The 22,024-nt window shown below is 67.4% G+C and carries 22 protein-coding genes and 1 pseudogene; 12 read left to right on the forward strand and 11 right to left on the reverse strand.

Translation table 11 applies throughout. From position 1 onward, the window contains the following. Positions 1-204 (reverse strand): hypothetical protein (locus tag ACLARN_RS33555; protein ID WP_409495489.1); only part of this gene is annotated, 204 nt, incomplete at its 3' end. A gap of 190 nt (positions 205-394) precedes the next feature. Between ACLARN_RS33555 and ACLARN_RS33560 the strand changes: the two genes are divergently transcribed. From ACLARN_RS33560 to ACLARN_RS33570, 3 genes are all read left to right on the forward strand, one after another. Then, positions 395-1,027 carry a hypothetical protein gene (locus ACLARN_RS33560; protein WP_409495490.1) on the forward strand — a complete coding sequence of 211 codons (633 nt, stop codon included), beginning with the start codon at positions 395-397 and terminating at the stop codon, positions 1,025-1,027. A 134-nt stretch (positions 1,028-1,161) separates the two neighbouring features. Beyond that, positions 1,162-1,458 carry a hypothetical protein gene (locus tag ACLARN_RS33565; RefSeq protein ID WP_409495491.1) on the forward strand — a complete coding sequence of 99 codons (297 nt, stop codon included), beginning with the start codon at positions 1,162-1,164 and terminating at the stop codon, positions 1,456-1,458. 290 nt (positions 1,459-1,748) lie between these two features. Next, positions 1,749-2,093 (forward strand): hypothetical protein, encoded by a 345-nt coding sequence (locus tag ACLARN_RS33570; RefSeq protein WP_409495492.1) that lies wholly within the window; start codon positions 1,749-1,751, stop codon positions 2,091-2,093. A 196-nt stretch (positions 2,094-2,289) separates the two neighbouring features. On the opposite strand, the gene ACLARN_RS33575 is transcribed toward ACLARN_RS33570, so the two are convergent. Next, on the reverse strand, positions 2,290-3,291 hold the full coding sequence (locus tag ACLARN_RS33575; protein WP_409495493.1) for a ferritin-like domain-containing protein: 1,002 nt from the start codon (positions 3,289-3,291) through the stop codon (positions 2,290-2,292). A gap of 212 nt (positions 3,292-3,503) precedes the next feature. On the opposite strand from ACLARN_RS33575, the gene ACLARN_RS33580 reads away from it, so the two are divergent. Next, positions 3,504-3,737: a hypothetical protein gene (locus ACLARN_RS33580; protein ID WP_409495494.1), complete on the forward strand. Its 234-nt coding sequence runs from the start codon at positions 3,504-3,506 to the stop codon at positions 3,735-3,737. Positions 3,738-3,755: 18 nt separating this feature from the next. On the opposite strand, the gene ACLARN_RS33585 is transcribed toward ACLARN_RS33580, so the two are convergent. From ACLARN_RS33585 to ACLARN_RS33595, 3 genes are all read right to left on the reverse strand, one after another. Further along, the gene (locus ACLARN_RS33585; protein WP_409495495.1) at positions 3,756-3,977 is read right to left on the reverse strand and encodes a hypothetical protein; all 222 of its coding nucleotides are present in this window, start codon (positions 3,975-3,977) and stop codon (positions 3,756-3,758) included. 58 nt (positions 3,978-4,035) lie between these two features. Next, complete coding sequence (locus ACLARN_RS33590; protein ID WP_409495569.1) at positions 4,036-5,502, reverse strand: SulP family inorganic anion transporter; 1,467 nt, start codon at positions 5,500-5,502, stop codon at positions 4,036-4,038. A 580-nt stretch (positions 5,503-6,082) separates the two neighbouring features. Further along, positions 6,083-7,735 carry a glutamate--tRNA ligase gene (locus ACLARN_RS33595; RefSeq protein WP_409495496.1) on the reverse strand — a complete coding sequence of 551 codons (1,653 nt, stop codon included), beginning with the start codon at positions 7,733-7,735 and terminating at the stop codon, positions 6,083-6,085. Positions 7,736-7,917: 182 nt separating this feature from the next. Here ACLARN_RS33595 and ACLARN_RS33600 point away from each other — a divergent pair, with 182 nt between their 5' ends. The 4 genes from ACLARN_RS33600 to ACLARN_RS33615 all read left to right on the forward strand — a co-directional run bounded on the left by ACLARN_RS33600 (position 7,918) and on the right by ACLARN_RS33615 (position 11,746). Next, positions 7,918-9,153, forward strand: a complete 1,236-nt coding sequence (locus tag ACLARN_RS33600; protein ID WP_409495497.1) for a hypothetical protein — start codon at positions 7,918-7,920, stop codon at positions 9,151-9,153. Then, positions 9,150-10,682, forward strand: coding sequence for a substrate-binding domain-containing protein (locus tag ACLARN_RS33605; protein ID WP_409495498.1), 1,533 nt, complete (start codon positions 9,150-9,152; stop codon positions 10,680-10,682). The genes ACLARN_RS33600 and ACLARN_RS33605 overlap by 4 nt, the downstream gene beginning before the upstream one ends. Further along, positions 10,669-11,442, forward strand: coding sequence for a hypothetical protein (locus tag ACLARN_RS33610; RefSeq protein ID WP_409495499.1), 774 nt, complete (start codon positions 10,669-10,671; stop codon positions 11,440-11,442). The genes ACLARN_RS33605 and ACLARN_RS33610 overlap by 14 nt, the downstream gene beginning before the upstream one ends. Before the next feature lie 127 nt (positions 11,443-11,569). Further along, complete coding sequence (locus ACLARN_RS33615; RefSeq protein ID WP_409495500.1) at positions 11,570-11,746, forward strand: hypothetical protein; 177 nt, start codon at positions 11,570-11,572, stop codon at positions 11,744-11,746. On the opposite strand, the gene ACLARN_RS33620 is transcribed toward ACLARN_RS33615, so the two are convergent. Beyond that, the gene (locus ACLARN_RS33620) at positions 11,693-12,634 is read right to left on the reverse strand and encodes an MBL fold metallo-hydrolase (protein WP_409495501.1); all 942 of its coding nucleotides are present in this window, start codon (positions 12,632-12,634) and stop codon (positions 11,693-11,695) included. The genes ACLARN_RS33615 and ACLARN_RS33620 overlap by 54 nt on opposite strands. Positions 12,635-12,716: 82 nt before the next feature. On the opposite strand from ACLARN_RS33620, the gene ACLARN_RS33625 reads away from it, so the two are divergent. Beyond that, on the forward strand, positions 12,717-13,577 hold the full coding sequence (locus ACLARN_RS33625; protein WP_409495502.1) for a LysR substrate-binding domain-containing protein: 861 nt from the start codon (positions 12,717-12,719) through the stop codon (positions 13,575-13,577). A gap of 39 nt (positions 13,578-13,616) precedes the next feature. Continuing rightward, the gene (locus tag ACLARN_RS33630; RefSeq protein ID WP_409495503.1) at positions 13,617-14,033 is read left to right on the forward strand and encodes a hypothetical protein; all 417 of its coding nucleotides are present in this window, start codon (positions 13,617-13,619) and stop codon (positions 14,031-14,033) included. 4 nt (positions 14,034-14,037) lie between these two features. Here the strand turns inward: ACLARN_RS33630 and ACLARN_RS33635 are convergent. Beyond that, positions 14,038-14,944: pseudogene (locus tag ACLARN_RS33635) on the reverse strand (glutaminase). A 170-nt stretch (positions 14,945-15,114) separates the two neighbouring features. Here ACLARN_RS33635 and ACLARN_RS33640 point away from each other — a divergent pair. Continuing rightward, entirely contained in the window at positions 15,115-16,500 is a 1,386-nt protein-coding gene (locus ACLARN_RS33640; RefSeq protein ID WP_409495504.1) for an amino acid permease, read from the forward strand. A 76-nt stretch (positions 16,501-16,576) separates the two neighbouring features. Here the strand turns inward: ACLARN_RS33640 and ACLARN_RS33645 are convergent, their stop codons facing one another. After that, positions 16,577-18,061, reverse strand: a complete 1,485-nt coding sequence (locus ACLARN_RS33645) for a CoA-acylating methylmalonate-semialdehyde dehydrogenase (protein WP_409495505.1) — start codon at positions 18,059-18,061, stop codon at positions 16,577-16,579. Positions 18,062-18,086: 25 nt separating this feature from the next. Further along, entirely contained in the window at positions 18,087-18,956 is an 870-nt protein-coding gene (locus tag ACLARN_RS33650) for an aldolase (RefSeq protein ID WP_409495506.1), read from the reverse strand. Positions 18,957-19,068: 112 nt separating this feature from the next. Here ACLARN_RS33650 and ACLARN_RS33655 point away from each other — a divergent pair, with 112 nt between their 5' ends. Beyond that, on the forward strand, positions 19,069-19,818 hold the full coding sequence (locus tag ACLARN_RS33655) for a GntR family transcriptional regulator (protein WP_409495507.1): 750 nt from the start codon (positions 19,069-19,071) through the stop codon (positions 19,816-19,818). Here the strand turns inward: ACLARN_RS33655 and ACLARN_RS33660 are convergent. Beyond that, a complete protein-coding gene (locus ACLARN_RS33660; protein WP_409495508.1) occupies positions 19,798-21,249 on the reverse strand; it encodes an APC family permease in 1,452 nt (483 codons plus the stop codon). The two genes, ACLARN_RS33655 and ACLARN_RS33660, sit on opposite strands and share 21 nt — an antisense overlap. Positions 21,250-21,555: 306 nt before the next feature. Next, complete coding sequence (locus tag ACLARN_RS33665; protein ID WP_409495509.1) at positions 21,556-22,005, reverse strand: MoaF C-terminal domain-containing protein; 450 nt, start codon at positions 22,003-22,005, stop codon at positions 21,556-21,558. Between the last annotated feature and the right edge of the window lie 19 nt (positions 22,006-22,024).

Consider the following 22,024-nt stretch of genomic DNA (forward strand, 5'->3'; position numbering starts at 1 on the left):
GTGGGCAAGCTCCAGCTTGCCAGCGCGCCACAGTTCCTGCGGCAACTCGGGAAGGATCGTCTCGGACACACCTCCATAATACCGGATTCCTGTCGAACATGTGTTCGTAATTTTAAGCAACAATGAAACGGTACGTTTACCACTGAAGGGTGATGTGGTCGGCTCGACGTGAATACTTTCGATGGAAATCGTCGCCCATGGCATCTATCGCGAGGTCGGCAGGTGATCGGCCTCGCTCGTCCATCGCATTTAGTCGACGAGTTGCGCGACGAAGTTTCCGACGGCGGGCTGAGCATCGATCATCCACAAAGGATGGTTCCCACTGAGCGGAGCACCGTGACCTACTTTCCCGCTGCGCGAAGGTTTTCGGCGATCCCTGTGCTAGCTTCCCGGAATGCGCGGAGGATCCAGGGTTCCCTTCATTCGGACGCTCGCGGTGGCCGCGTCCGTGCTCATGGTCTCGCTGATCGTTCCCGGAGCCGTCGCGAACGCGTCCGGTGGGCATCCGCCTCGGCACGGCTGTGAATGCGCGACCCCGTCGATCGACCGGTTGCAGCAATGGCTCGCGTCCGGCGAGGGTACGACGGTTCCGGCGACCGGCAGTCTGCTCGTCCGCGAACGTGGCGGTTACGCGGCCAAGGTGACCTTCCTCAACGCCGAATGGCATGTGGTCGTCGTCTGGCTGGGGAATCAGTTCGAGGCGCAGGCCGATCTTTCGAAATCCGCCGGTTTCTGGATGACCTACAGCGCGACCGACGACCTCTATGTTCAGCTGCGCCCGGCCTCGCACTGGAGCGGCGGCGACAAGTGGCTCACGAAGGTGCCGTCGACCGGTGGGAAGCTCGTGAAAAAGTTCTTCAGCTTCGCACCCGACGCGTGGACGACGTTGCCGGAACTGGGCAAGCCCGCATACTCCTTCGCTTCGGCTCTGGTCGAAGCGCGGGGCTTGGTCTTCGTCGGCAAGACCCCGAACAAGCTCGATTTCCGTGGTCTCGCGATCGATCGCTACCAGCCTCCCTGCCTCTGACCATCAGGATGAGCACTGCCTCGGATAGATCGTCCCTTGTGGACAGTTGAAGGCCCGTTGCACGGTGTGACCGATTTGTCCTGTACTGTGAACCTTCAGTCGCACCCGCTCGACCGATCCGAGGAGTACCCCTGATGAGCCTGTTCGACTCGCTCAAGGAGAAGGCCGCCGAGTTGCTGGGCGGTGCCGGTGACAAGGTCAGCGAGCTGACCGGCGTCGACCTTTCCGGTGCCGCCGACCAGGCCACTCAGGCCGCCGGTGGCCTGGCCGAGACCGGGCAGGGCCTCGCCGAGAACGCCACCACCGCCGGCCAGGACGCCGTCGATTCGGCCACCGCGGCCGGACAGGGCGTCGTCGACTCCACTGGTGCCGTCGGTGACGCCGCCACCGGGCTGGCAGGCGACGTGATCGACCCGAACGCCCGGGGCTGACCGCCCCCGGTAGCCGGTGTCCGCGAGACCTCGCGGACACCGGCTACCGTCATGCCCGCGCGGCGGCGGTGAGCCGAACGCGTGAACCCGCCGCGCTGTGGCGGGATCGGCGCTGCCCGGCCCGAATGCTGCGGGGGACGACGTCCGGAGTTCGGTATGACGATCTTCCGTTTCCCTTGTTCCGCAAAGGAATTCTCGCCAAATCGGCGAACGGGGAAACGGTTGTGATAACCCGTCGGGCGACGTGAATCTCGGTTCGTGATCGTCAAACGACTGAGGCCGATCGGCCTGTGCGCCGGGTTGACCGTTCCCGCGCTCGTCCTGCGGTTCTCCGGCGGTCCTGCCCGAATACGCCGTCGACCTGTACTTCGCCTACACGGCGGGCTCGAATCCTATGCCGCGGCGAACATGACCGGCTGCTGCTCGGCCTCGGCTGGCCGGGGCCCGCCGCCACCCTCGGCGCGCTGCCCAAACGGTCCCGCCGCACGATGGTGGTGACGCTGTTCGTGTTCGCCGCCGTGGTGATCCTCGCGAGCGCGGAACCGTTCGCGCACAACCTGATCGGTGTCGGAACGGAACTGGGTATCGACCGGTTCCAACTCGTGCAGTGGCTGGCGCTGCGCTTCCCGCAGTGAGCGGCCTGGACCCTGTCGCGGTGCAGTTCGCACTGCCAGGACAGACTGCGCGTTACGTCCTGCGCGGTGTCTACGGGGTCATCGCGCTCGCTGCCCTGATCCGCAACCGCCGCCCCATCCTGGCCGCCGTTCCGCCGCGTGCCCGGATCGGACGCGGCGGAACGGCGGCAGCGGACCTCAGCCGGGTGAGCGAGGCTCAGCCGTTGGCCGCGCTGGTGTTGACCTCCCCGTTGACGCCCTTGGGGAAGAAGCCGCCGGAGGTCACGGCCTTGGGCGTCAGGTAGACGATGTTGAGGACCTGGCCGGGGGAGCGGCTGTAGGCGATGCCGTTGGCGTCGGTGGGCACGATGTTCACCCGGCCGTTCTTGTCGACGACGCCTTGGTCCAGGTCTGTGCCGCCGTCGAGGCTGTCGCGCGCGTTGGAGAGCTTGACGCTGGCTTCGCGGAGGTCCCGGCCGAGCAGGCCGAGCCCCAGCAGCCCACCGGTGTGCTGGTAGAGCGCGGTGCGTATGTTCGCGGCGTGGTACGCCTCGACGGCGAGGATCCCGGCCGCGGCTTCGAGGTAGGTCTTGTTGCTGATCAGCGGCGCGGCGCCCTTGTAGGCGGTGACGCCGACGTCCTCGAACAGATACGCCGCCAGGAGGAAGTTCTCCTCGCAGGCGAACGCGTCGAAGCTCTGACCGCGTTTGACCAGGCCTGCGGCCTGCGCCGCGGCCGTGAAGCTGGCCTGGAGATCGATCGCCGGACGGCTGACCGCCGCCGAACCCAGCGCGGCGCGCAGGAACTCGACGTGTGCCTTCTCGTCGCCGGCGATCTCCTGGGCGTACTGCTTCGCGGCCTTCGTCTTGAACTTCACCGCCCGGCCGCCGGTGACCCCGCCGCGGGTGCCGGTTCCGGTGGTCGACGAGTCGGCGAGCCCCTTTCCGGTGACGGCGTGCAGATAGAACTCGGCTTCGAGGTACTCGAGGTTGAGGGCGAAGTTGAGGACCGCGGCGTCACTGACCCCCTCGGCCGCGGTTTCGGCGGCGGCCGGGCGCGAGGTGACGGCGGAAGCGGCCGGACCGGCCAGGCCGCCGAGTGCCCCCGCCCCGACGACGCCGAGCCCGGTCACCCCCGCGGCCCGCAGGAAACGGCGCCGATCCTGGGCGTTCTCGGCACTGCGGTTGATCATCGAAGCGGCATAGCGCTTGCCAAACACGGGCGATCTCCTTCCCGCCCGGGGTGGCTCCGCACGTCACCGGGCGATTCCCGGGCTCCGCGGTGTCACCGCGACGCGCGGGCTGGATCTTCGGACCGACCATTTCGAGGCAGCTCGCCGATCGGCTTGGTCTTGGCCCGGAAAGGATGCCGACCTGGGGAGAGTTCGGCGCTACCCTGGGGGAAACTGACTTCATCTGCGGGGGAGCGGACATGGTCGGAATCTGGATAGCGCTCGGCGTACTCGTACTGGTGATCGGCATCGCCGTCCTCACCGATCTGCGCGATCGGGGGCGAGGCGGAACCCGCAAGATCATGCTGCCGAGCTGGGCCTCGCGGCGAGCGGACTACACGGAGAACGACATGGTCCACGGGCGCTGGGTGGACAAGTCGTCGCGTGAACAGGAAGAGGAACTCCGGCGCCGGTACAAGTCGGGCGACGAGTAAACCGTCCTAAGTGGATGATCAGGCGGCCGGTCTGCTCCATCGCCACGCGGCGTGCAGGGCGGCGATCAGGGCCTCGTCGTCATCGAAGGTCGGTTCGTCGCCGACCGGCACCCAGATGCGGCCGACGACTTCGCCGTCGCGGTGGCGGACCACGGCGATACCGGAATAGGACAGCGCCGAGTGCCCGGCGGCCACCTGCCTGGGCTCCCAGCACAGCTGGACAACGCGATCAGCGCTCATCGACCACAACTTTCCGTACTTGCGTACCGGGTAAGTCGTCTGTCGGGCGCCGAGCGTTTCACCCTGTGTGGCCGCCGGTGAGCTCTCCGGAAAGCCTGCCGTGCAGGGTCGCGCTGTGCTCGTCGAGACCGACGATCTCGACGGTCTTGCCCCGCGCCTGGTACTTGCCGGTTACGGCGTCGAGCGCGGCCACGGTGGAGGCGTCCCAGATGCGGGCGCCGGTGAGGTCGACGACGACGGAGTCTGGGTCGTTCACGTAGTCGAACCGGTGGACGAGGTCGTTACTGGAGGCGAAGAACAGCCCGCCGGTGACCGCGTAGACGACCTGGGTGCCGTCCGGGTCGGTGACCGCGGTGACCTCGACCTGGTGCGCGACGCGGCGCGCGAAGATGATCATCGCGACGATCGAGCCGAGGACGACGCCGATGGCGAGATTGTCGGTGGCCACGACGGCCGCCACGGTCACGACCATGACGATGATCTCGCCCGCGGGCAGGCGCCTCAGGGTCGAGGGCGCGATCGAGTGCCAGTCGAAGGTGCCGAAGGCGACGAGCACCATCACCGCGACGAGTGCCGCCATCGGGATCCGGGACACCAGCGGGCCGAAGACGATGCACAGGACCATGAGGAAGGCACCGGCCAGGAACGTGGAGAGCCGCGTGCGGGCTCCGGCGGTCTTCACGTTGATCATCGTCTGGCCGATCATCGCGCAACCGCCCATACCGCCGAAGAAGCCGGTGATGACGTTCGCGATGCCCTGGCCGATCGCCTCGCGGGTCTTGTTCGAGCGGGTGTCGGTGATGTCGTCGACCAGCTTCGCCGTCATAAGCGACTCCATCAGCCCCACCAGCGCGAAGGCGAGTGCGTACGGGGCGAGCAGGGCGAACGTGCTCATGGTGAACGGGACTTCCGGCAGTCCCGGCACCGGCAGGGAGGACGGCAGCGCGCCCTTGTCGCCAACGGTCGGAACCGCGATCCCGGCGCCGATGGTCAGCGCGGTGAGCGCGACGATCGACACCAGCGGTGCCGGGACCACCTTGGTGAAGCGGGGGAACAGCACCATCAGCACCAGGCCCGCGGCGAACAGCGGGTAGACCGGCCACGGCACGTCGATGAGTTCGGGCACCTGAGCCAGGAAGATCAGGATGGCGAGCGCGTTGACGAAGCCGACCATGACGCTACGCGGGACGAACCGCATCAGCTTGGCCACGCCGAGCGAACCGAGCGCGATCTGGAACAGCCCGCCGAGGATCACCGTGGCGATCAGATGCCCGAGGCCGTGTTCACGGGCGATCGGGGCGACCACGAGCGCGATCGCGCCGGTGGCCGCGGAGATCATCGCGGGCCTGCCGCCGACGACGGAGATCACCACGGCCATCGTGAACGACGCGAACAGTCCGATGCTCGGGTCGACGCCCGCGATGATCGAGAACGAGATCGCCTCCGGGATCAGCGCCAGTGCCACTACGAGTCCGGCCAGGATCTCGGTGCGGGCGACCTTCGGCGAAAGCCAGGAAGGCCGCATGCCGGACAACGACAGCGAAGACGATGAGGGCACGCGGCAACCTGACGTGATCGGAGTGGGATTCGAGATCAGGTTAGGCCCGCGCGTGCGAATGCGAACGGTCGGCTCCCTGCGATGAGGCCGGGGTCACGATCACGGATTCCGTTCCGGATGCGCGACCTTGACGAGTTCGAAAACGGCCTGAGCGAACCATCCGCGCTGCGCGGCCTCACCGATCTCCCGCAGGAGGGTCCTCGCGCTCGGCGTCCACCTGAAGTACGTGAAGGCCTCCTTCCCTACCTTGAGAGTCAGGGTCCCGGCAAAGTCGCAGGGCTGCTGGTCAGCGGTGCTCTTGGTAATCCGGGCTTGACATCGTTAGTGCCCCGCAAGGGCCGAGCGGGGAGGATTCCGGACGTTGAACGTCCGGATTCTTCCCCGCCCGGGGGGCTCCGCAACCGGTGTGCCCGCTGACGGTGAAGGAATGGGGACATTCAACGTCCCCATTCCTTCATCGTCAGCCTCACGCAGGCGGCGAATAGCCGTCTGACCTGCAAGATCTTAACTTTGCCGGGAGCCACGTTTCAGGTACTTCAAACCAGACCTAGCCGATGAGACCGGCGAACCGCCCCAGCGTCTCCTCGCGCCCCAGTGCCTGCGTGATCGAGTGCAGGTCCGGGCTCCGGGTCGAGCCGGTGATCGCGATCCGGATGATCTGCGAAGCCTCCCGGATGGAACCCGGGTAACCCTCGGGGTTCTTCTTGAGCTCCTTGGCGTTCTTCGCGAAGCCGTGCTTCGCGGCCACGTCGCGGATCTGCTGGAACCACTCCTGGCCGTCGTCGAGCTGCTGGTAGTTCTCGACGAAGTCGCGCGCCACGGCCTGGACGACGTCGCGGTCGACGCCGAGGGCGGCGATGCGCTCGTCGTCGGGACCTTCGACGGCGGCGTGCAGCTGCGGGAAGAAGAAGCCGTAGACGGCGCGGAACTCGCTCCACTTCTTCAGGTCCTTGCGCGGATTCTCGGCCCCGTCGCGCTCGACGGCCAGCGCACGGAGCGCGAGGTCGGGCTCGGCGTCCAGGACGGTCCGCAGCGCGGGGTCGAACCGCTCGGCCCAGGCGCTCACCTCGGCGAGGATCTCGGCGCCGGACAGGGTGGCGATGTGGTCGGCCGAGATGTCGTCGAGTTTGACCAGGTCGACCAGGGGGCCGGCGACACCGCATTCGTCCAGGTTGATCGGCTCGGCCAGAGCCTCCTCGAGCGGCATTTCGGCGAGACGGCCGTTGGCGAGGCCGCGCAGGTAGTAGAGGACGGCCTTCGTGGGGTAGCCGGACTCGATGTAGAAGTCGACGCTCGCTTCCGGGTCCTTGCGCTTCGACAGCTTGCGCTTGCTGCCGCCTTCCTGCTTCATCAGCGGCGCGATGTGCGCGTACGTGATCGGCTCGAAGGCGAGCGCGTCGAACAGTTGCTGGTGCGTCGGCACCGACGAGATCCACTCGTCGCCGCGGATGACCAGGTTGACGCGCATCAGGTGGTCGTCGACGGCGTGCGCGAAGTGGTAGGTCGGCAGCCGCGGGCTCTGGTCGGAGCTCTTGAGGATGACGACGTCGTTGCGGTTGGCCTCGGCCTCGAGCGGGCCGCGGATGGCGTCGGTGAAGCGCGCGCGGGCGCCGGTGTCGTCCGGCGCGCGGAACCGCACGACGTACGGGTCGCCGGCGTCGAGCTTGGCCTGGACGTCGGCGGGGTCGGCGTCACGCCAGATCGCCCAGGAACCGTAGTAGCCGGTCGGCAGCTTCGTGGCCTGCTGCCGGGCGGTGATCGCCGCCAGCTCGTCCTTGGTGGCGAAGTCGAGGTACGCGCGGCCGAGGCGGAGCAGATGGCGGACGTAGGTCAGGTAGATCTGCTCGCGCTCGGACTGCTGGTACGGGCCGTAGTCGCCACCGCGGTGGATGTCCTCGTCGGCGGCAAGGCCGAAGTAGGCGAAGCCACGCTCGAACTGGTCGATGGCTCCTTCGACCTCGCGGGACCGGTCGGTGTCCTCGACGCGGACCAGGTAGCGACCGCCGCTGCGGCGGGCGACGTCCTGGTCGATGGTGGCGACGTAGACCCCGCCGATGTGGACGAATCCGGTGGGCGATGGGCCGAAACGGGTGACCAGGGCGCCCTCGGGGAGCTCGCGGGCGGGGTAACGCTGTTCCCAGTGCTCGGGTTCGGGCAGGTCGGCGGGGAAGAGGGCGTCGATGACTGCTCGGTCCAGCATGGCGGTTCAGATCTCCCGGCGTCGTGGTGCATGGCTGTTTTCGCCACCGAAGAGCCTAACCGTCCGGCCTCCCGGCCTGGTGAGGGTGGGTCCTGAAGCGGCGGGAAGCCGAATCGAGACGTGCTTTTCTGTCGGTGTATCCCGGTAAAATGGGCCTTGCCGGACATTCGGGGAGGAAATCGGTGACCACCGATAGATCGCTTCGTGAAGAACCCCAGCTCACCATCCGACCAAAGCCTTCGGCGTTCTTTCTGCGCCGTCGTTTTCTCCGCAGTTTCGGGCCCGCGCTGGCCCTCGCCGTGAGCGGCCTGATCGTGCTGCTCCTGACCGGGACGGTCGTGGTGCCCTTTCAGCAGACACTGGTCCTGCGCGGCAAGATGGGTTCCAAATCGGATCTCTTCGAGGACGCGAAGGTCCAGGAAATCCTGATGCGCCACCACATCCGGGTCCACGTGACCAGGGCGGGATCCAGGGACACGGCCACGCACGACCTCAGCGAGTACGACTTCGTGTTCATGTCCGGTGAGCCTGCGGCGGGACTCGTCCGCCGGTCGAGGGCGAACCAGTGGACGGGCAGTGCACGGCAGCCGTTCACCAGCCCGATCGTCCTCGCCACGTACCGCCGCTACGCCGATACGCTGGCGCGTGAGGGGATCGCGTCGAAACCGCCGGGGCAGGACCCGCTCTACTACACACTGGACACCGAGAAGTTCATCCAGACGATGAGGAAGAAGGTGACCTGGGACTCGCTGCGCGTCGGCGACTTCGGCGCGGCGAACGGGAACCAGGTGCTCGCCCAGACCTCGAACGTCTGCGAATCCAATTCCGGCGCGACGTATCTGATTCTGTTGGCGTTCCTCGAAAACGGCCGCCATGTCCCGGTCGTCGATCCGCCACCGGCCGGTGTGCCCGCCGGGCCGCCGAACCTGTCGAGCGCGAAGGAACTGGCCGTCCGGGTCAAACCGCTCGTGGCCGCGCAGGGCTTCTCGTCGTCCGACCTGTCCGAGTCCTACGCGAATCTGGCCGAGGGCGACAAACCGATCGTCGTCATCTACGAGCACCAGTACCTCGCCATGCAGTTGCGGGCCAAGGCGCAGAGCGGGCGGCAGGATCCGGACCGCGTCCTGCTGTACCCCAAGGACAACATTCTGACGAAGCCGCAGTTCCTCGCCCTGAAACCGGAAGCGGAACGCCTTGGCGAACTGATCACCTTCGATCCCGATCTACAGCGCCGCGCGATGGAGCTCGGGTTCGGTGTGGCGACCCCTGCCGGCAGCACGAAAAGCGCGCGGTTGTACGACTTCCTGCGCGAACAGGGGCTGCCGACCCCGGAGATCGCGGACAACGACAGCACCACGCCACTGCCGGACAACCTGGTGCTGGAAGAGATGATCAAGACCGTCGGGGACTGCTCGTGAAACGACTCCTGATGGTCCTGTGCTGCCTGCTCCTGGTGGCCGCCGCGTGTACGAGCGGTGGACAGCAGGTGAAACTGCGCGTCCTGGCCAGTCCCGAACTCGCCGATCTCGGGCCGCTCCTCGGCGAACTCCGCGAGGAAACCGGAATCGAGCTGGAAATGGATTTCCAGGGAACCGTGAACACGAGTACCGCCCTCATCCCCGGAAGGGCCTCGCACGACCTCGCCTGGCTTTCCACCGACCGGTTCTTCCAGCTCGACTTCCGGCGGGCCGCGGACAAGGGCGAACGGCCGCTCGCCACCAAGACCATGATCTCGCCGGTCGTCGTCGGGATGACCCCGGCGAAGGCGGCGGAACTGCGCCGTGGCAAACCGGACGGCAAGCTGTCCTGGGCGGACCTCGCGGACGCCGCCGCGAGCGGATCGTTCCGGTTCGCGATGGCTAACCCCGCCACGGCGACCAGCGGGCTCATCTCTCTCGTCGGGGTGGCGACGGCAGCCGCGGGCACCGGGGCGGCGCTGCGGCTCGAGGACGTGAAGTGCGACAAGCTGCAGGGCTTCCGCACCGGGCACACGGTCACCGCGGACACGGCGGCCGCGTTGGCCGATCGGTTCGCCGAGCACCAGGAAGTCGGCGCGTTCATCGGCTACGAGTCCACTTTGCTCACGCTGAACGGCAGCGGCAGGCTCAAGGCACCGCTGGAACTGGTGTACCCGCGCGACGGCATCGTCCAGGCGGATTACCCGATCCTGCTGCTCGACCCGGCCAAGCGAGAGGCGTACGACAAGGTCGTCTCCTGGGTCAGAAGCCCTGCGACACAGAAGAAACTGATGGAAAGAACCCTCCGGCGGCCGGTCATCGGTGACGTGGGGCTGGATCCGAGGCTGCCCGCCTCGACCGGGAACTCGCTCTACTTCCCCGACAACCCGGCCGTGGTGGACAAACTGCTCGACGACTACGCCGATCCCGCGGGCTGGAAACCCGGGCGAGTGATCTTCGTACTGGACTTCTCCGGTTCGATGAAGGGGTCGCGGATCGCCGCGCTCAGGGCGACTTTCGCCGGGCTGAGCGAAGCGGGCGGCGGTTTCGATCGCTTCTACCGCGGCGAGCGGCTCACGGTCCTGCGCTTCGGCGGGAAGATACTGGGGGACCAGGAGTTCACGATCAACGGGCCGCGGGATCTCGACGCGCTGCGGGCCTTCATCGCCACCGACGACTTCGACGGCAACACCGCCGTCTGGTCGGCGCTCGGTGAGGCCTATGCGAAGGCAGGTGCCCATCGGCGGGCCGAACCCGGCCAGAACGTCTCGATCGTGCTGATGACCGACGGTGAGAGCAACGCCGGCCAGGGCATCGAAGAATTCCTGCGCGCGCCAAGGGAATCCGGCGTGCACACGTACACCGTCCGGTTCGGCGAGGCGAATCCCGCCGAACTCGATCGCGCGGCCGTGGCCACCGGTGGTCATCTGGTCGACGCGAACTCGACATCCCTGCTCGACGCGTTCAAGGAGATCCGTGGCTGCCGATAATCTGTGGTGGGACGTCTGGGGACTGTGGCTGGCCGTCTGGGTGCTGACCCTGGTCGCTTTCGTCGTCGCGATCGTGATCTTCGTGAAACACTGGCGCCGCACGCGGTCCGACGGCGATCAGGGAATGATCCGGGGCATCGGCTTCTACCTGCACGCGAAATCCGTGATGGGCCTCTATCAGTTGCACCGGTACAACGAGGCACTGGAACAGGAGGTGGAGAAACGGCGGAGCCGGGGCTGGCGGTTCTGGGGATCGGGTGGATTCGGTCCGCTCAAAGGGGAATCGGAGCGCACCGACACCAACGAGGAGTTCCGGCGGTACATCCACAAGGCCGAACCGATCACCGTGATCGGCATCGTGATGAAGGTGCTGGAGAAGCACCACGACATCATCTACGTCGATCTGTCGAAACAGGAACTCGTCCACAACCGCGCGCTGGTCAAGGAACTCGGCTGGTCCGACGGTGCCGAGAGCACCCGCCAGCTCAAGACGCGGCTGCGTGGCGTCGACGCGTTCGTCTCGGTGAAGGGCCTGTTCCGCAAACGATCCCAGACCGACGACGAGACGGTTTTCGTCGCACCGTACGGAAACCCGGACGACCCGGAGAAGAGCAGGCGGATCCGGTTCACCTGTGTGACCGGCGACCTGCGGGATTCCGTGCCCGCCGGCGCGTTCCGGGCCCGGTGCCTCGGCAAGGTCGAGGACTGGGACCCCGAAACCGGCGAACTCGTCGTTCATCCCATCGCCATCTTCAAGTAACCCTCGACCGCCGAATGGAGTAGACGAAAACCACACGTCGCCCATGGCGCTTCGCACTGTCGGCCGACGGGGCCGGACCTGCACGATTCCGGTACCGAACACCGCAGGTTCGACAGGGAGAATTCCAATGAAGACCGCCGTTTCCGACGACATCCGCCGCTTCTTCGCCGACTCCGGGTTCGACGTCACCGCGGTAGGGCAGACCGAAGTCGACGTCGTGATCGATCACTTCGACAACTGGACGAACGCGTCAAGCGGAGGGGCCTTCGGCTGCTTCACCGGCGCTTGCTGCCTCATGGCCTGAGTGTTCCGCGCAGAAGCAGCCGACGCCCTTCGCGATCCAATCCCGCCCTTCCCACTCGGGGTGGCGTTCGATCATCAGCGCTTCGACCTCCGCGGCGATGGTCTCTTCGGGGAGAGCCGAGTCGCGCCGCTTCCAGGTCTCGTCGCGCAGCAGTTCGAGGTACTCGCGGACGTCGGTGAGGATCCGGCGTCCGGAGACGTCGCCGTGGCCGGGGACGACGATGTCCGGCCCGGCGGCGGCCAGCCTTCGGAGCACTTCGATCCACCGCTGTCCCGACACATCGGTGTCGTACGGCGGGAACCACGGGAAGATCGAGAACTGGCCGGCCTCGATCAGATCCCCGGTGAACAGCACGCCCGCGTCGGGGACGGTCACCACCTGATCGCCCTTGCTGTGGGCGCGGCCGGTGGCCTCCAGGCGCACGACCCGTCCACCGAGATCGAGGTCGTAGCGGTCGTCGTAGACCACGTCCGGTGCGACCAGGTCGACGCCTTCCAGGTTCCGCGCGACCGGAGCGCCGAGGCCGCGGAACATCTCCAGGTAGGCCGGTCCTTTGTGGACAAGGTCCGCCGCCTGCGCACCGTTGACGAGGTAGGTCGCGTGGTCCGCGAAAACCTGCGCGCCGAACGCGTGCTCGGGGTGGAAATGCGTCGTGGTCAGGTACAGCCTGCGGCCGCGGGCGTGTTCGGTCGCGAAGGCGAGCACCTTTTCGGCGTTGCGCGGACCCAGCCCGGTGTCGACGACGAGTACCGAATGCTCGCCGCCGATGACGCCGATGTTGGGGACGAGGTCGACACCGAGGTTCGGGATCACGACGACGTCGCGGGCGATTTCGCGGGCTTGGCCGGGATCGACGGCGGGCTCGTGGGTGAGTGGTTCGAAGGGCATGAGCCGAATGTGCCGCCGGGACCCCTCCGCCGTCCAAGTCCGATCTTCCCGCCCCGATACCGGCTGGGTATCATCGCCGGTGATGGAACTTCGCCTGCTGCGCTACTTCGTGGCCGTCGCCGAGGAGCGGCATTTCGGCCGGGCCGCCGCGCGGCTGCACATGACCCAGCCGCCGCTGAGCCGGGCCATCCAGCAGCTGGAAAGCGACCTGGGGGTCGTGCTGCTGCTCCGCTCGGCCGCCGGCGTCGAGCCCACCGCGGCCGGGACCACCCTGTACGCCGAGGCCCGTACCCTGCTGGACCAGGCCGAGCGGGCCCGCGCTCGCGTGACGGCGGCGGCAGGCCCCGCGACACTCACCGTCGGCACCCTCGCCGACGGGGCGGGGGAGGCGGGCACCCGGCTGGCCGCGGCGTTCCGACGACGTCATCCCGAGGTCTCGATCCGCTTCCGCGAGGCGGATTTCACCGACCCCACCACCGGTTTGCGTGCAGGACTTGCCGACGTCGCGCTGACCCGGTCGCCGTTCGACGAAACCGGTATCAGCGTCCGCGTCCTGCGCTCCGACCCGGTCGGGCTCGTCCTGCGCACCGGCGACCCGCTCGCCGGTCGTGAGTCGATCGCGCTGGCCGACGTCGCCGATCGGCCCTGGTTCCAACTGCCAGACGGGACGGACCCGCTGTGGCGTGTGTACTGGAACGGGGCGGCGCCGATCGGGGAGCGACCGGCCGGCCCGGTGGTGCGCACGGTCAGCGAATGCCTGCAAGCCGTCCTGTGGAACGGCACGGCGGGTATTGCGCCACTCGGGCACGCCCTGCCCGACGGGCTCACCTGGGTGCCGCTGGCCGACATGCCGCCGAGCCCGCTCGTCGTGGCGTGGGTGACCGGACGGGAGAGCCCGCTGATCCGCTCGTTCGCCAGGATCGCCGTCGAAAACCACCGATGAGGGTGGTGTGAAACCGCCCGGTCAGGGGAATCAAAGGTCATGCCGGAATCACCTTCAGAACCCGACGACGCGACCGTCGACGCCGTCGGCAAACTGGTCGCCGCGCTCGAAACGGTCGAGCAGGCGCGAGGCCATCTGTACGCCTTCCACCACCTCACGGGAAGCGCCGACTTCGCACTCGACGAAGCCTCGGAGGAACTCCGGAAGGCAGGGCATCCCGAGTGGGCCGAGCGGATCCGGACCGAGCTGATCGGGCTCAACGTGCTGCCGGAGCGGTGGACCTTCCAGCTGATCGAGGAGTACGACGACGGTTACTACGCGGCCTTCCGCAGGATGACGCGGGACGTCGCCGGTGACCTCACCGGCGGGCGACGGCACCTGCACGAGGAGCGGATCAAGCGACGGCGGCGGACCGACGGACGGCCGGGACACGAAATGGGGCGGCCCAGCACCTGAGCCGCTAGAAGATCGACCAGCCGGTCAGCGTGGTGAACCGGTCCAGTGCCGCGACGCCCGCGACGGAGTTGCCGCGCGCGTCCAGCCCGGGGCTCCACACGCAGACCGCGCACCGGCCGGGGACGATCGCGACGATGCCGCCGCCGACCCCGCTCTTGCCGGGAAGCCCGACGCGGTAGGCGAATTCGCCGGCCGCGTCGTAGGTTCCGCAGGTCAGCATCACCGCGTTGACCCGCTTGGCGGCGCTCAGCCCGAGCAGCCGGGTGCCGTCGTTGCGGATGCCGTGGCGGGCGAGGAACACCGCCGAGCGTGCGACGTCCGCACAGTTCATCGCGATCGAGCACTGGCGCACGTACTGGTCGAGGACGGCGGGGCACCGGATTGCGCATGTTCCGGTAGGACGCCATGAAGTACGCGAGGGCGCGGTTGCGGTCGGCGTGCCCGGCCTCCGACGCGGCGACCTCGGCGTCGATTCCGATGTCCGCGCGACCGCTTTCCTCGCGGAGGAACCGAAGCAGCGTTTCGGCCGCGTCGCCGTGGTGCGCCAATTCGTCGGTCACCACCAGCGCTCCGGCGTTGATGAAGGGATTGCGGGGGATCCCGTCCTCGTTCTCCAGTTGCACCAGCGAATTGAACGGGTTGCCGGACGGCTCGCGGCCCACTCGCGTCCACACGCCGTCGCCGTGGGAGAGCGCGAGCGCCAGGGTGAAGACCTTCGACATGCTCTGGATGGAGAACGGCGCTTCCCAGTCACCGACACCGTGCACCCCACCGTCCACTTCGGCCACCGCCATGCCGAACTGCCGCGGCTCGACCCTGGCCAGGGCGGGGATGTAGTCCGCGACGGCGCCGCGGCCGATCTCCGGCGCGACGTCGTCGGCGATCCGGTCCAGCAACGCTGCGAGGTCCACGGCCGTAGCGTAGGAGGCCGCCTTCGCGCGCGAAGATCGGGGTTCGCGGGTGAATTTGTCAAATCGAAAAGGGAAATACCGGTAAAACCGCCAGAGTGACGTCCCGCACACCTTAAGTCTTCCTTAGCAACGTTGGTGACGTGCCGCACACGCTCTAGCGTCTGGCAACCATGGATTCCTCGCTGCTCACCGAAAAAGGTGAAAGCTACTCAAAAGCACTGGGCAACCGCCAAGTGCAGATGATCGCCATCGGCGGTGCGATCGGTGTCGGGCTGTTCCTCGGTGCCGGTGGCAAGCTCCAGCAGGTCGGGCCGTCGCTGGTCCTGTCGTACGCGCTCTGCGGCATCGCCGCGTACTTCGTGATGCGCGCGCTCGGTGAGCTCGTGCTGCACGAGCCGACTTCCGGCAGTTTCGTCACCTATGCCCGCAAGTTCATCGGGCCGTGGGCGGGTTTCGCCTCCGGCTGGATGTACTGGGTGAACTGGGCGATGACCGGCATCGCGGAGATCACCGCGGTGGCGATCTACGTGCACAAGTGGCTGCCCGACGTGCCACAGTGGATCACCGCCCTGGTCGCCCTCGGCGTCCTGATCCTGGTGAACCTCCTTTCGGTGAAACTGTTCGGCGAGCTGGAATTCTGGTTCTCGGTGGTCAAGGTGCTGGCCATCGTGGTCTTCCTGATCACCGCGATCGGGCTGGTGCTCACCAGCGCCGACATCGGCGGCACCACGGCCGGTGTGCACAACCTGACCGCTCACCATGGATTCTTCCCGGCCGGTATCGGCATCGCGCTGATGACGTTGCAGGCGGTCATCTTCGCGTACTCGGCGATCGAGGTCGTCGGTATCGCCGCGGGCGAGACCAAAGACGCCCGCAAGGTGCTGCCGAAGGCGATCAACGGCGTGGTCTGGCGGATCGGCGTGTTCTACGTCGGTTCCGTGTTGATGCTGGCGATGCTGCTGCCGTGGCCGTTCTACAACGGCGGCGAGAGCCCGTTCGTCACCGTCTTCTCGCGGCTCGGGATCCCGGGTATCGGCGACGTGATGAACGCGGTCGTGCTCACCGCCGCGCTGTCGAGCTGCAACTCCGGGCTCTATTCGACCGGCCGCATCCTGCGGGCGCTGGCGGACAAGGGCGAGGCGCCGAAGTTCGTCGGCAAGATGAGCAGTCGTCACGTGCCCTACGGCGGAATCCTGTTCACCTCCGGCGCGTACGTGCTGGGCGTGGTGCTCAACTACCTGGTGCCGAAGGACGCTTTCGACATCGCGATCGCGATCGCCTCGCTCGGCGTGATCACGACGTGGGCGACGCTGATCTTCTGCCAGATGCGGATGCGCCAGGCGGCGCTGCGCGGCGAGCTGGAACGGCCGTCCTACCGGATGCCGTGGGCGCCCTACAGCGGCTGGGCGACGCTGGGCTTCCTCGCGCTGGTCGTGGTTCTGATGGGCTTCTCCGACGGCGCGGAGAAGATCGCGTTCTACTCGATCCCGGTGCTGGTCGTGGTACTGGCGGTCGGCTGGCGAGTCGTCGGAAAACGGCAACAACAGCTCCGCTAACCCCGCTCCGCGCCCGCAATTAGTCACCTACTTGCGCTCTTTGTGTGATCGCAACCAGGTGACTAATTGCGGGGCGTCAGCTCGAAGTCGGGAAGGTGAAGGCGGCGGCGGTATGCGGCCAACGCGTCGTGACGACCTTCGCCCGCGTGTAGAACCGGACGCCTGCCGGGCCGTGGATCGGGCTGTCCCCGATGAGGGAGTCCTTCCAGCCGCCGAAGGAGTAGTACGACATCGGCACCGGGATGGGCACGTTCACCCCGATCATCCCCACCTTCACCTCCCGCTGGAACCTCCGCGCGGCCTCGCCGCTTCCGGTGAAGATGGCGGTCCCGTTGCCGTACGGGTTCGCGTTGATCAACGCGATCGCCTCGTCCACAGTGGACACTCGCACGATCGCGAGCACCGGCCCGAAGATTTCCTCACGGTACGCGGCCATCTCCGTGGTCACGTTGTCCAAAAGGGACGGTCCGACGAAGAACCCGTCCGCGTGGCCTTCGATTTCAAGCGCCCGGCCGTCGACCACCACGGTCGCGCCCTGCTCCGCGCCCCGGGTGACGGAATCGATCACCCGTTGTCGCGCGGCCTCGGTGACGACAGGGCCCATGTCGTTGCCGACGTCGCGGCCGGGACCGACCGTGATCTCGGCCGCCTTGCGCTTGAGGATCTCGACCAGTTCGTCCCCGGCCGAACCCACGGCGACGCCGATGGAGATCGCCATGCAGCGCTGCCCGGCGGAACCGAACGCGGCGGCCGTGAGATGGTTCGCGGCGTAGTCGAGATCGGCGTCGGGCAGGACGACGGCGTGGTTCTTGGCTCCGCCCAGCGCCTGCACGCGTTTGCCGGTGGCCGTCGCGCGTTCGTGGACGTACTTGGCGATCGGGGTGGACCCGACGAAGGACACGGCCGAGATGCCGGGATGGTCGAGGATCGCGTCGACCGCGACCTTGTCCCCGTTGACCACGTTGAACACGCCGTCGGGCAGTCCGGCCTCGGCGTATAGTTCGGCGACCAGCCGGGACGCGGATGGCACCCGTTCGCTGGGCTTGAGCACGAACGTGTTGCCGGTCGCGATGGCGATCGGGTGCATCCACAGCGGCACCATGATCGGGAAGTTGAACGGCGTGATCCCGGCGACGACGCCGAGTGGCTGCCGGAAGTCGTGGACGTCGACGTCCCGCGAGACCTGGTCGGAGAACCCGCCCTTCAGCGCGTCGGCGATCCCGCAGGCGTACTCGACGATCTCGCGGCCGCGCACGATCTCGCCACGAGCGTCGTCGATCACCTTGCCGTGCTCCGAGGAGATGATCCTGGCGAGTTCGTCCTCGTGCCGCACCAGCAACTCGCGGAAGGCGAACATCACCTTGGTCCGCTGCGACAGCGACGAATCACCCCAAGACTCGAACGCCTTGCCCGCGGCCGCCACCGCGGTGTCCACATCGGACGGTTCCGCGAGGAGCACTTCCGCCTGCGGACGTCCCACCGCCGGGTCGTACACCGGAGCGGTGCGGGTGGAGCCCGCCGTGGTCGCGGTGCCGTTGATCCAGTGATCGATGGTCTTCACGGGAAAGCCTTTCGCGGTAGTGGATTCACAGCAGTCCGACGGCCGTATCGACGGCCTTGGCGACGTCGCCGTCGTGTGGGTAGAGCAGGGACCGGCCGACCACGAGGCCTTGCACGGTCGGCAGGGCGAGCGCTCGTTGCCAGGCGGCGAACGCGGCGTCGGGATCCTTGACCTCGCCGCCCAGCAGGACGGCGGGCAACGTCGACGCGGCCAGCACGCGCTCCATGTTCTTGACCACCGGGAGTTTCAACCAGGTATAGGCCGAGGTGCGGCCGAGGCCGGAGGCGATGGTGATGGAGCGGATCACGGCCTCGGGGGAGAGGTCGTTGCGGAGATGTCCGTCGACCCAGTCCGCGAGGAACGGTTCGACCATCGCGATCAGTTTCCGGTCGGCCAGGTCGTTGATCGCCTTCGCGGTGTTCTCCAGGACGCTGGGCGTCGCCGGGTCGGTCAGGCAGATCCTGGTGAGCGTCTTGCCGCCGTCGAACCGCATCCGCTCGATCGCTTCGGCGTCGTAGCAGGCGAATCGGTCGTCGATCTCGAAGCTCGACCCGGCGAGGCCGGTGCGGTTCATCGAGCCGATGACGGTCTTGCCGTCGAGGACGCCGAGGAGCAGCAGGTCGTCGATGATGTCCGGCGTCGCCAGCACACCCGTGACGCCGGGGCGCTCCAGCGCCAGGCCGAGGCGGTCCAGCAGTTCGCCGCGGTCGGCCATCGCGAAGGGATCGGAGCCGACGCCGTTCGCGCCGCGCGCCGGATGGTCCGCGGCGATGATCATCGTGCGGCCCTTGTCGTTGAACGGTGATTTCGCCCGGCGCCGGGTGGTCGCGGCCAGCGCGATGGCCTCCGGATCGCGCACCCGTGCGGTGACTACCCGGCGTACTGTGTCGGACACCCTTTGTTCCTCCCGGCTTCCCGTGGTGACTCGACCATCGCAAGGCGCCGGAGACTTTGTCAAGACATATGGACATAAGGTCATAGTGGTTCCATCGCGGTAGGCTCCGCGCATGAAACCCTGGTCGCCCGGCGAGATCGTGGTGGATCCGGACCGCCCGGAGCCGCTGTACTCCCAGGTCGCGCGGCAACTCCACGCCGCGATCGAGGACGGCAGGCTGCCGAACGGCGCGAGACTGGACAACGAGCTGGACCTGGCCGCGCGGCTGCACCTGTCCCGGCCGACCGTCCGCCAGGCGATCCAGTCACTGGTCAATCAGGGGATGCTGGTCCGCAAACGCGGTGTCGGCACGCAGGTCGTCCGCACCAAGGTCGCCCGCCCGCTGCGGTTGAGCAGCCTCTTCGACGATCTCAGCGAACTCGGTGACAAGCCGGAATCCGTCGTCCTGGTCAATCGGGTCGAGCCCGCCGGCGAAGACGCGGCCGAGCGGCTCGAGACACCGGACCTGACTCACGTCCGGCGGCTGAAGCGGGTGCGCTCGACCGGCGGCGAACCACTGGCGATCATGAACAACTACCTGCCCGACGGCATCATCGACCCGGACGACGACGAGCTGCGAGACAAGGGGCTCTACCAGCTACTGCGGGCCGCGGGGGTCCGCCTGCACGCGGCCCAGCAGAACGTCGGCGCCCGGCAGGCGACCGAGGAGGACGCCGAACTGCTGGAGGAGAAGCCGGGGGCGGCGCTGCTCACCATGCGCCGCACCACTTACGACGACGCGGGCCGCGTCGTCGAGCACGGATGGCACGTCTACCGCGCCTCGCGCTACTCGTTCAACCTCTCACTGACCAACAACGTCTGACGGCGCCGGTTCGCGTTCCAGATCGGTCTCCAGCGCCGCGTACACCGAGGGACGGGACTTGCGCAGCCAGACGGCGAGCCCGAGCCCGGCCAGCGCGACGATCAGGAGCAGCCACGGCAGAAGCGGGACGACTCCGTTGCTCGACCCGGCGAGTGTCGGGAAGTTGAGGATGGCCAGCGTCACGATGAGTCCGAGCCCCACCGCGCCGAGCCCGGGAGCGATCAGCGTCTTCACGATCCGGCGGTCACGGGTCCGGCGGAAGTGGACGAGGATCGCCACCGCCGCGAACAGTTGCAGGGCCAGGATTCCGAGCGTGCCGAAGCCGGTCATGCTCGCGGTGAGGTCGGCGACCGGGTCGAGCCCGGCGAGCCGGAACGCCAGCGCCACCAACGATCCGAAGGCCAACTGGACGATCGAGGCGTAGCGCGGCGCGCCGTTGCGCGGGTTGGTCTTGCCCAGCAGCCGCGGCAACACGCCGACCCGGCCCAGCGCGTACAGGTAGCGGGTGGCCGAATTGTGCAGCGCCAGCAGTGCCGCGAACAGGCTGACCACCAGGAGCAGCAACATCACCTTGGTCAAGGTGTCGCCGAGGTACTCCTGGGCGACCGACTGCACCAGGTCGCCGGTCGAAAGGTGCTCGGCGGCCACGTCCTGTGCCTGCTCGGCACCGATCGCGCTGACCACGGCCCAGGTCGTGAACGCGGCGAACACCCCGATGAACCCGATGGCGATGTAGGTCGCCCGGGGAATCGTCCGCTTGGGATCCTTGGCCTCCTCGCCGAACAACGCCGTTGCCTCGAATCCGATGAAAGCGTTGGCGGCGAACAACAACGCCAGGCCGCTCGCGCCCTGGAAGATGACCGACGGGCTGAACGCGGCGAAGGAGAAGCCGTGCCGGAACAGCACGCTGAAGTCCATGATCAGCAGGATCGACACTTCGAGGATCAGCGAGACCCCCAGCACTTTCGCGCTGACCGCGATTCCGCGTCGGCTGAGCAGCAGCACCAGCACGACCGAAAGCGTGCTCCAGAAGAGCCAGTCGAGCTTCAGCCCGAAGACGGTGTCGATCGCGGTGGAGGTGAAGAACCCGCTCGTGCCGATCGCGCCCGCGACGAAACAGTTGTAGCCGAGCATCGCGATGAAACCGGCGACGAGACCCGGGGTCCGGCCCAAACCCTTGACCACGAAGGCATAGAAGCCGCCCGCGCTGGTGAGGACTTTCGACATCTGCGCGTAGCCGACCGCGAACAGCAGCAGGACGACCGTGGCCAGCAGGAACGCCGCGACCATGCCGCCGCCGTTCCCGACCGCGATGCCGATGGCCGCGATCACGACCATCCCGGTCAAGGGCGCGACCGCGGCGAGCACGAGGAAGACGATGCCTGGCACGCCCAGGACGTTCTTGGCGAGTGACGTGTCGTCCTTGCTCATTCGCGCTCCCTGCCTGCCGACTTCCGGGCCGTCAGTATGGAAGCGGTCGGGGGTGGGGGCTTTGCCTTTGCGCGCTCAGCGGTTGTTCGTGAGGGACCGGCTCCGGAACGTCGGGGTCGGGCTGGTCGCAGGTCCGGTCCATGAAGGCCTCCTTCCCTACCTTCAGAGTAGGGAAGGAGGCCTTCACGGACCGGGAAGCACACGTCTGGCGCCCCAGTCACAATGGTGGCGCGTGAAGGCCCCCTTTCCTCGGCTCAGCCGAGGAAACGCGACCTTCACACCTTCCCCAGTACAGGAAGGGGTCCTTCACGGACGCGGCTCGGGAAAGGAAGGCCATCCGTGCGGCCGCTCCAGGATCTCGATGGTCGCCTGGTCCACCAAAAAGTACTGCCCGCCATCCTCGCGCGGGTTCGTGTAGGCCGCCGTCGCCACCAACTGGCCGAAGTCGGCCATCACCGCGATCGGGTAGCCGCCGTCGAAGACCTCCCCGTGCGCGGCCGTCGCGACGGTCCCGGTCTCGTACCAGGTGACGAAGTACTGCGCCGGCCCGGTTTCGAAGACGCGCAGCGTCGCCTCCTTTTGCCGGACACCGGCGAAGTCACCCGACACACCCGTCCAGATCATCGTCGTCCGGTCCGCGTAGTGCTGCTCCAGCACGTTCCCGGAGCCGTAATGGAAGTTCGCGCGGAGCCCGACGAGGTCGGTGCTGAGCCGATGGGTTCCGGTCACGGGGAAGAAGCGGACGTCGAGTTGCACGGGCTGAACCTCCGGATCG

This window comes from Amycolatopsis sp. cmx-11-12, from assembly GCF_046269425.1.
GTDB lineage: Bacteria > Actinomycetota > Actinomycetes > Mycobacteriales > Pseudonocardiaceae > Amycolatopsis.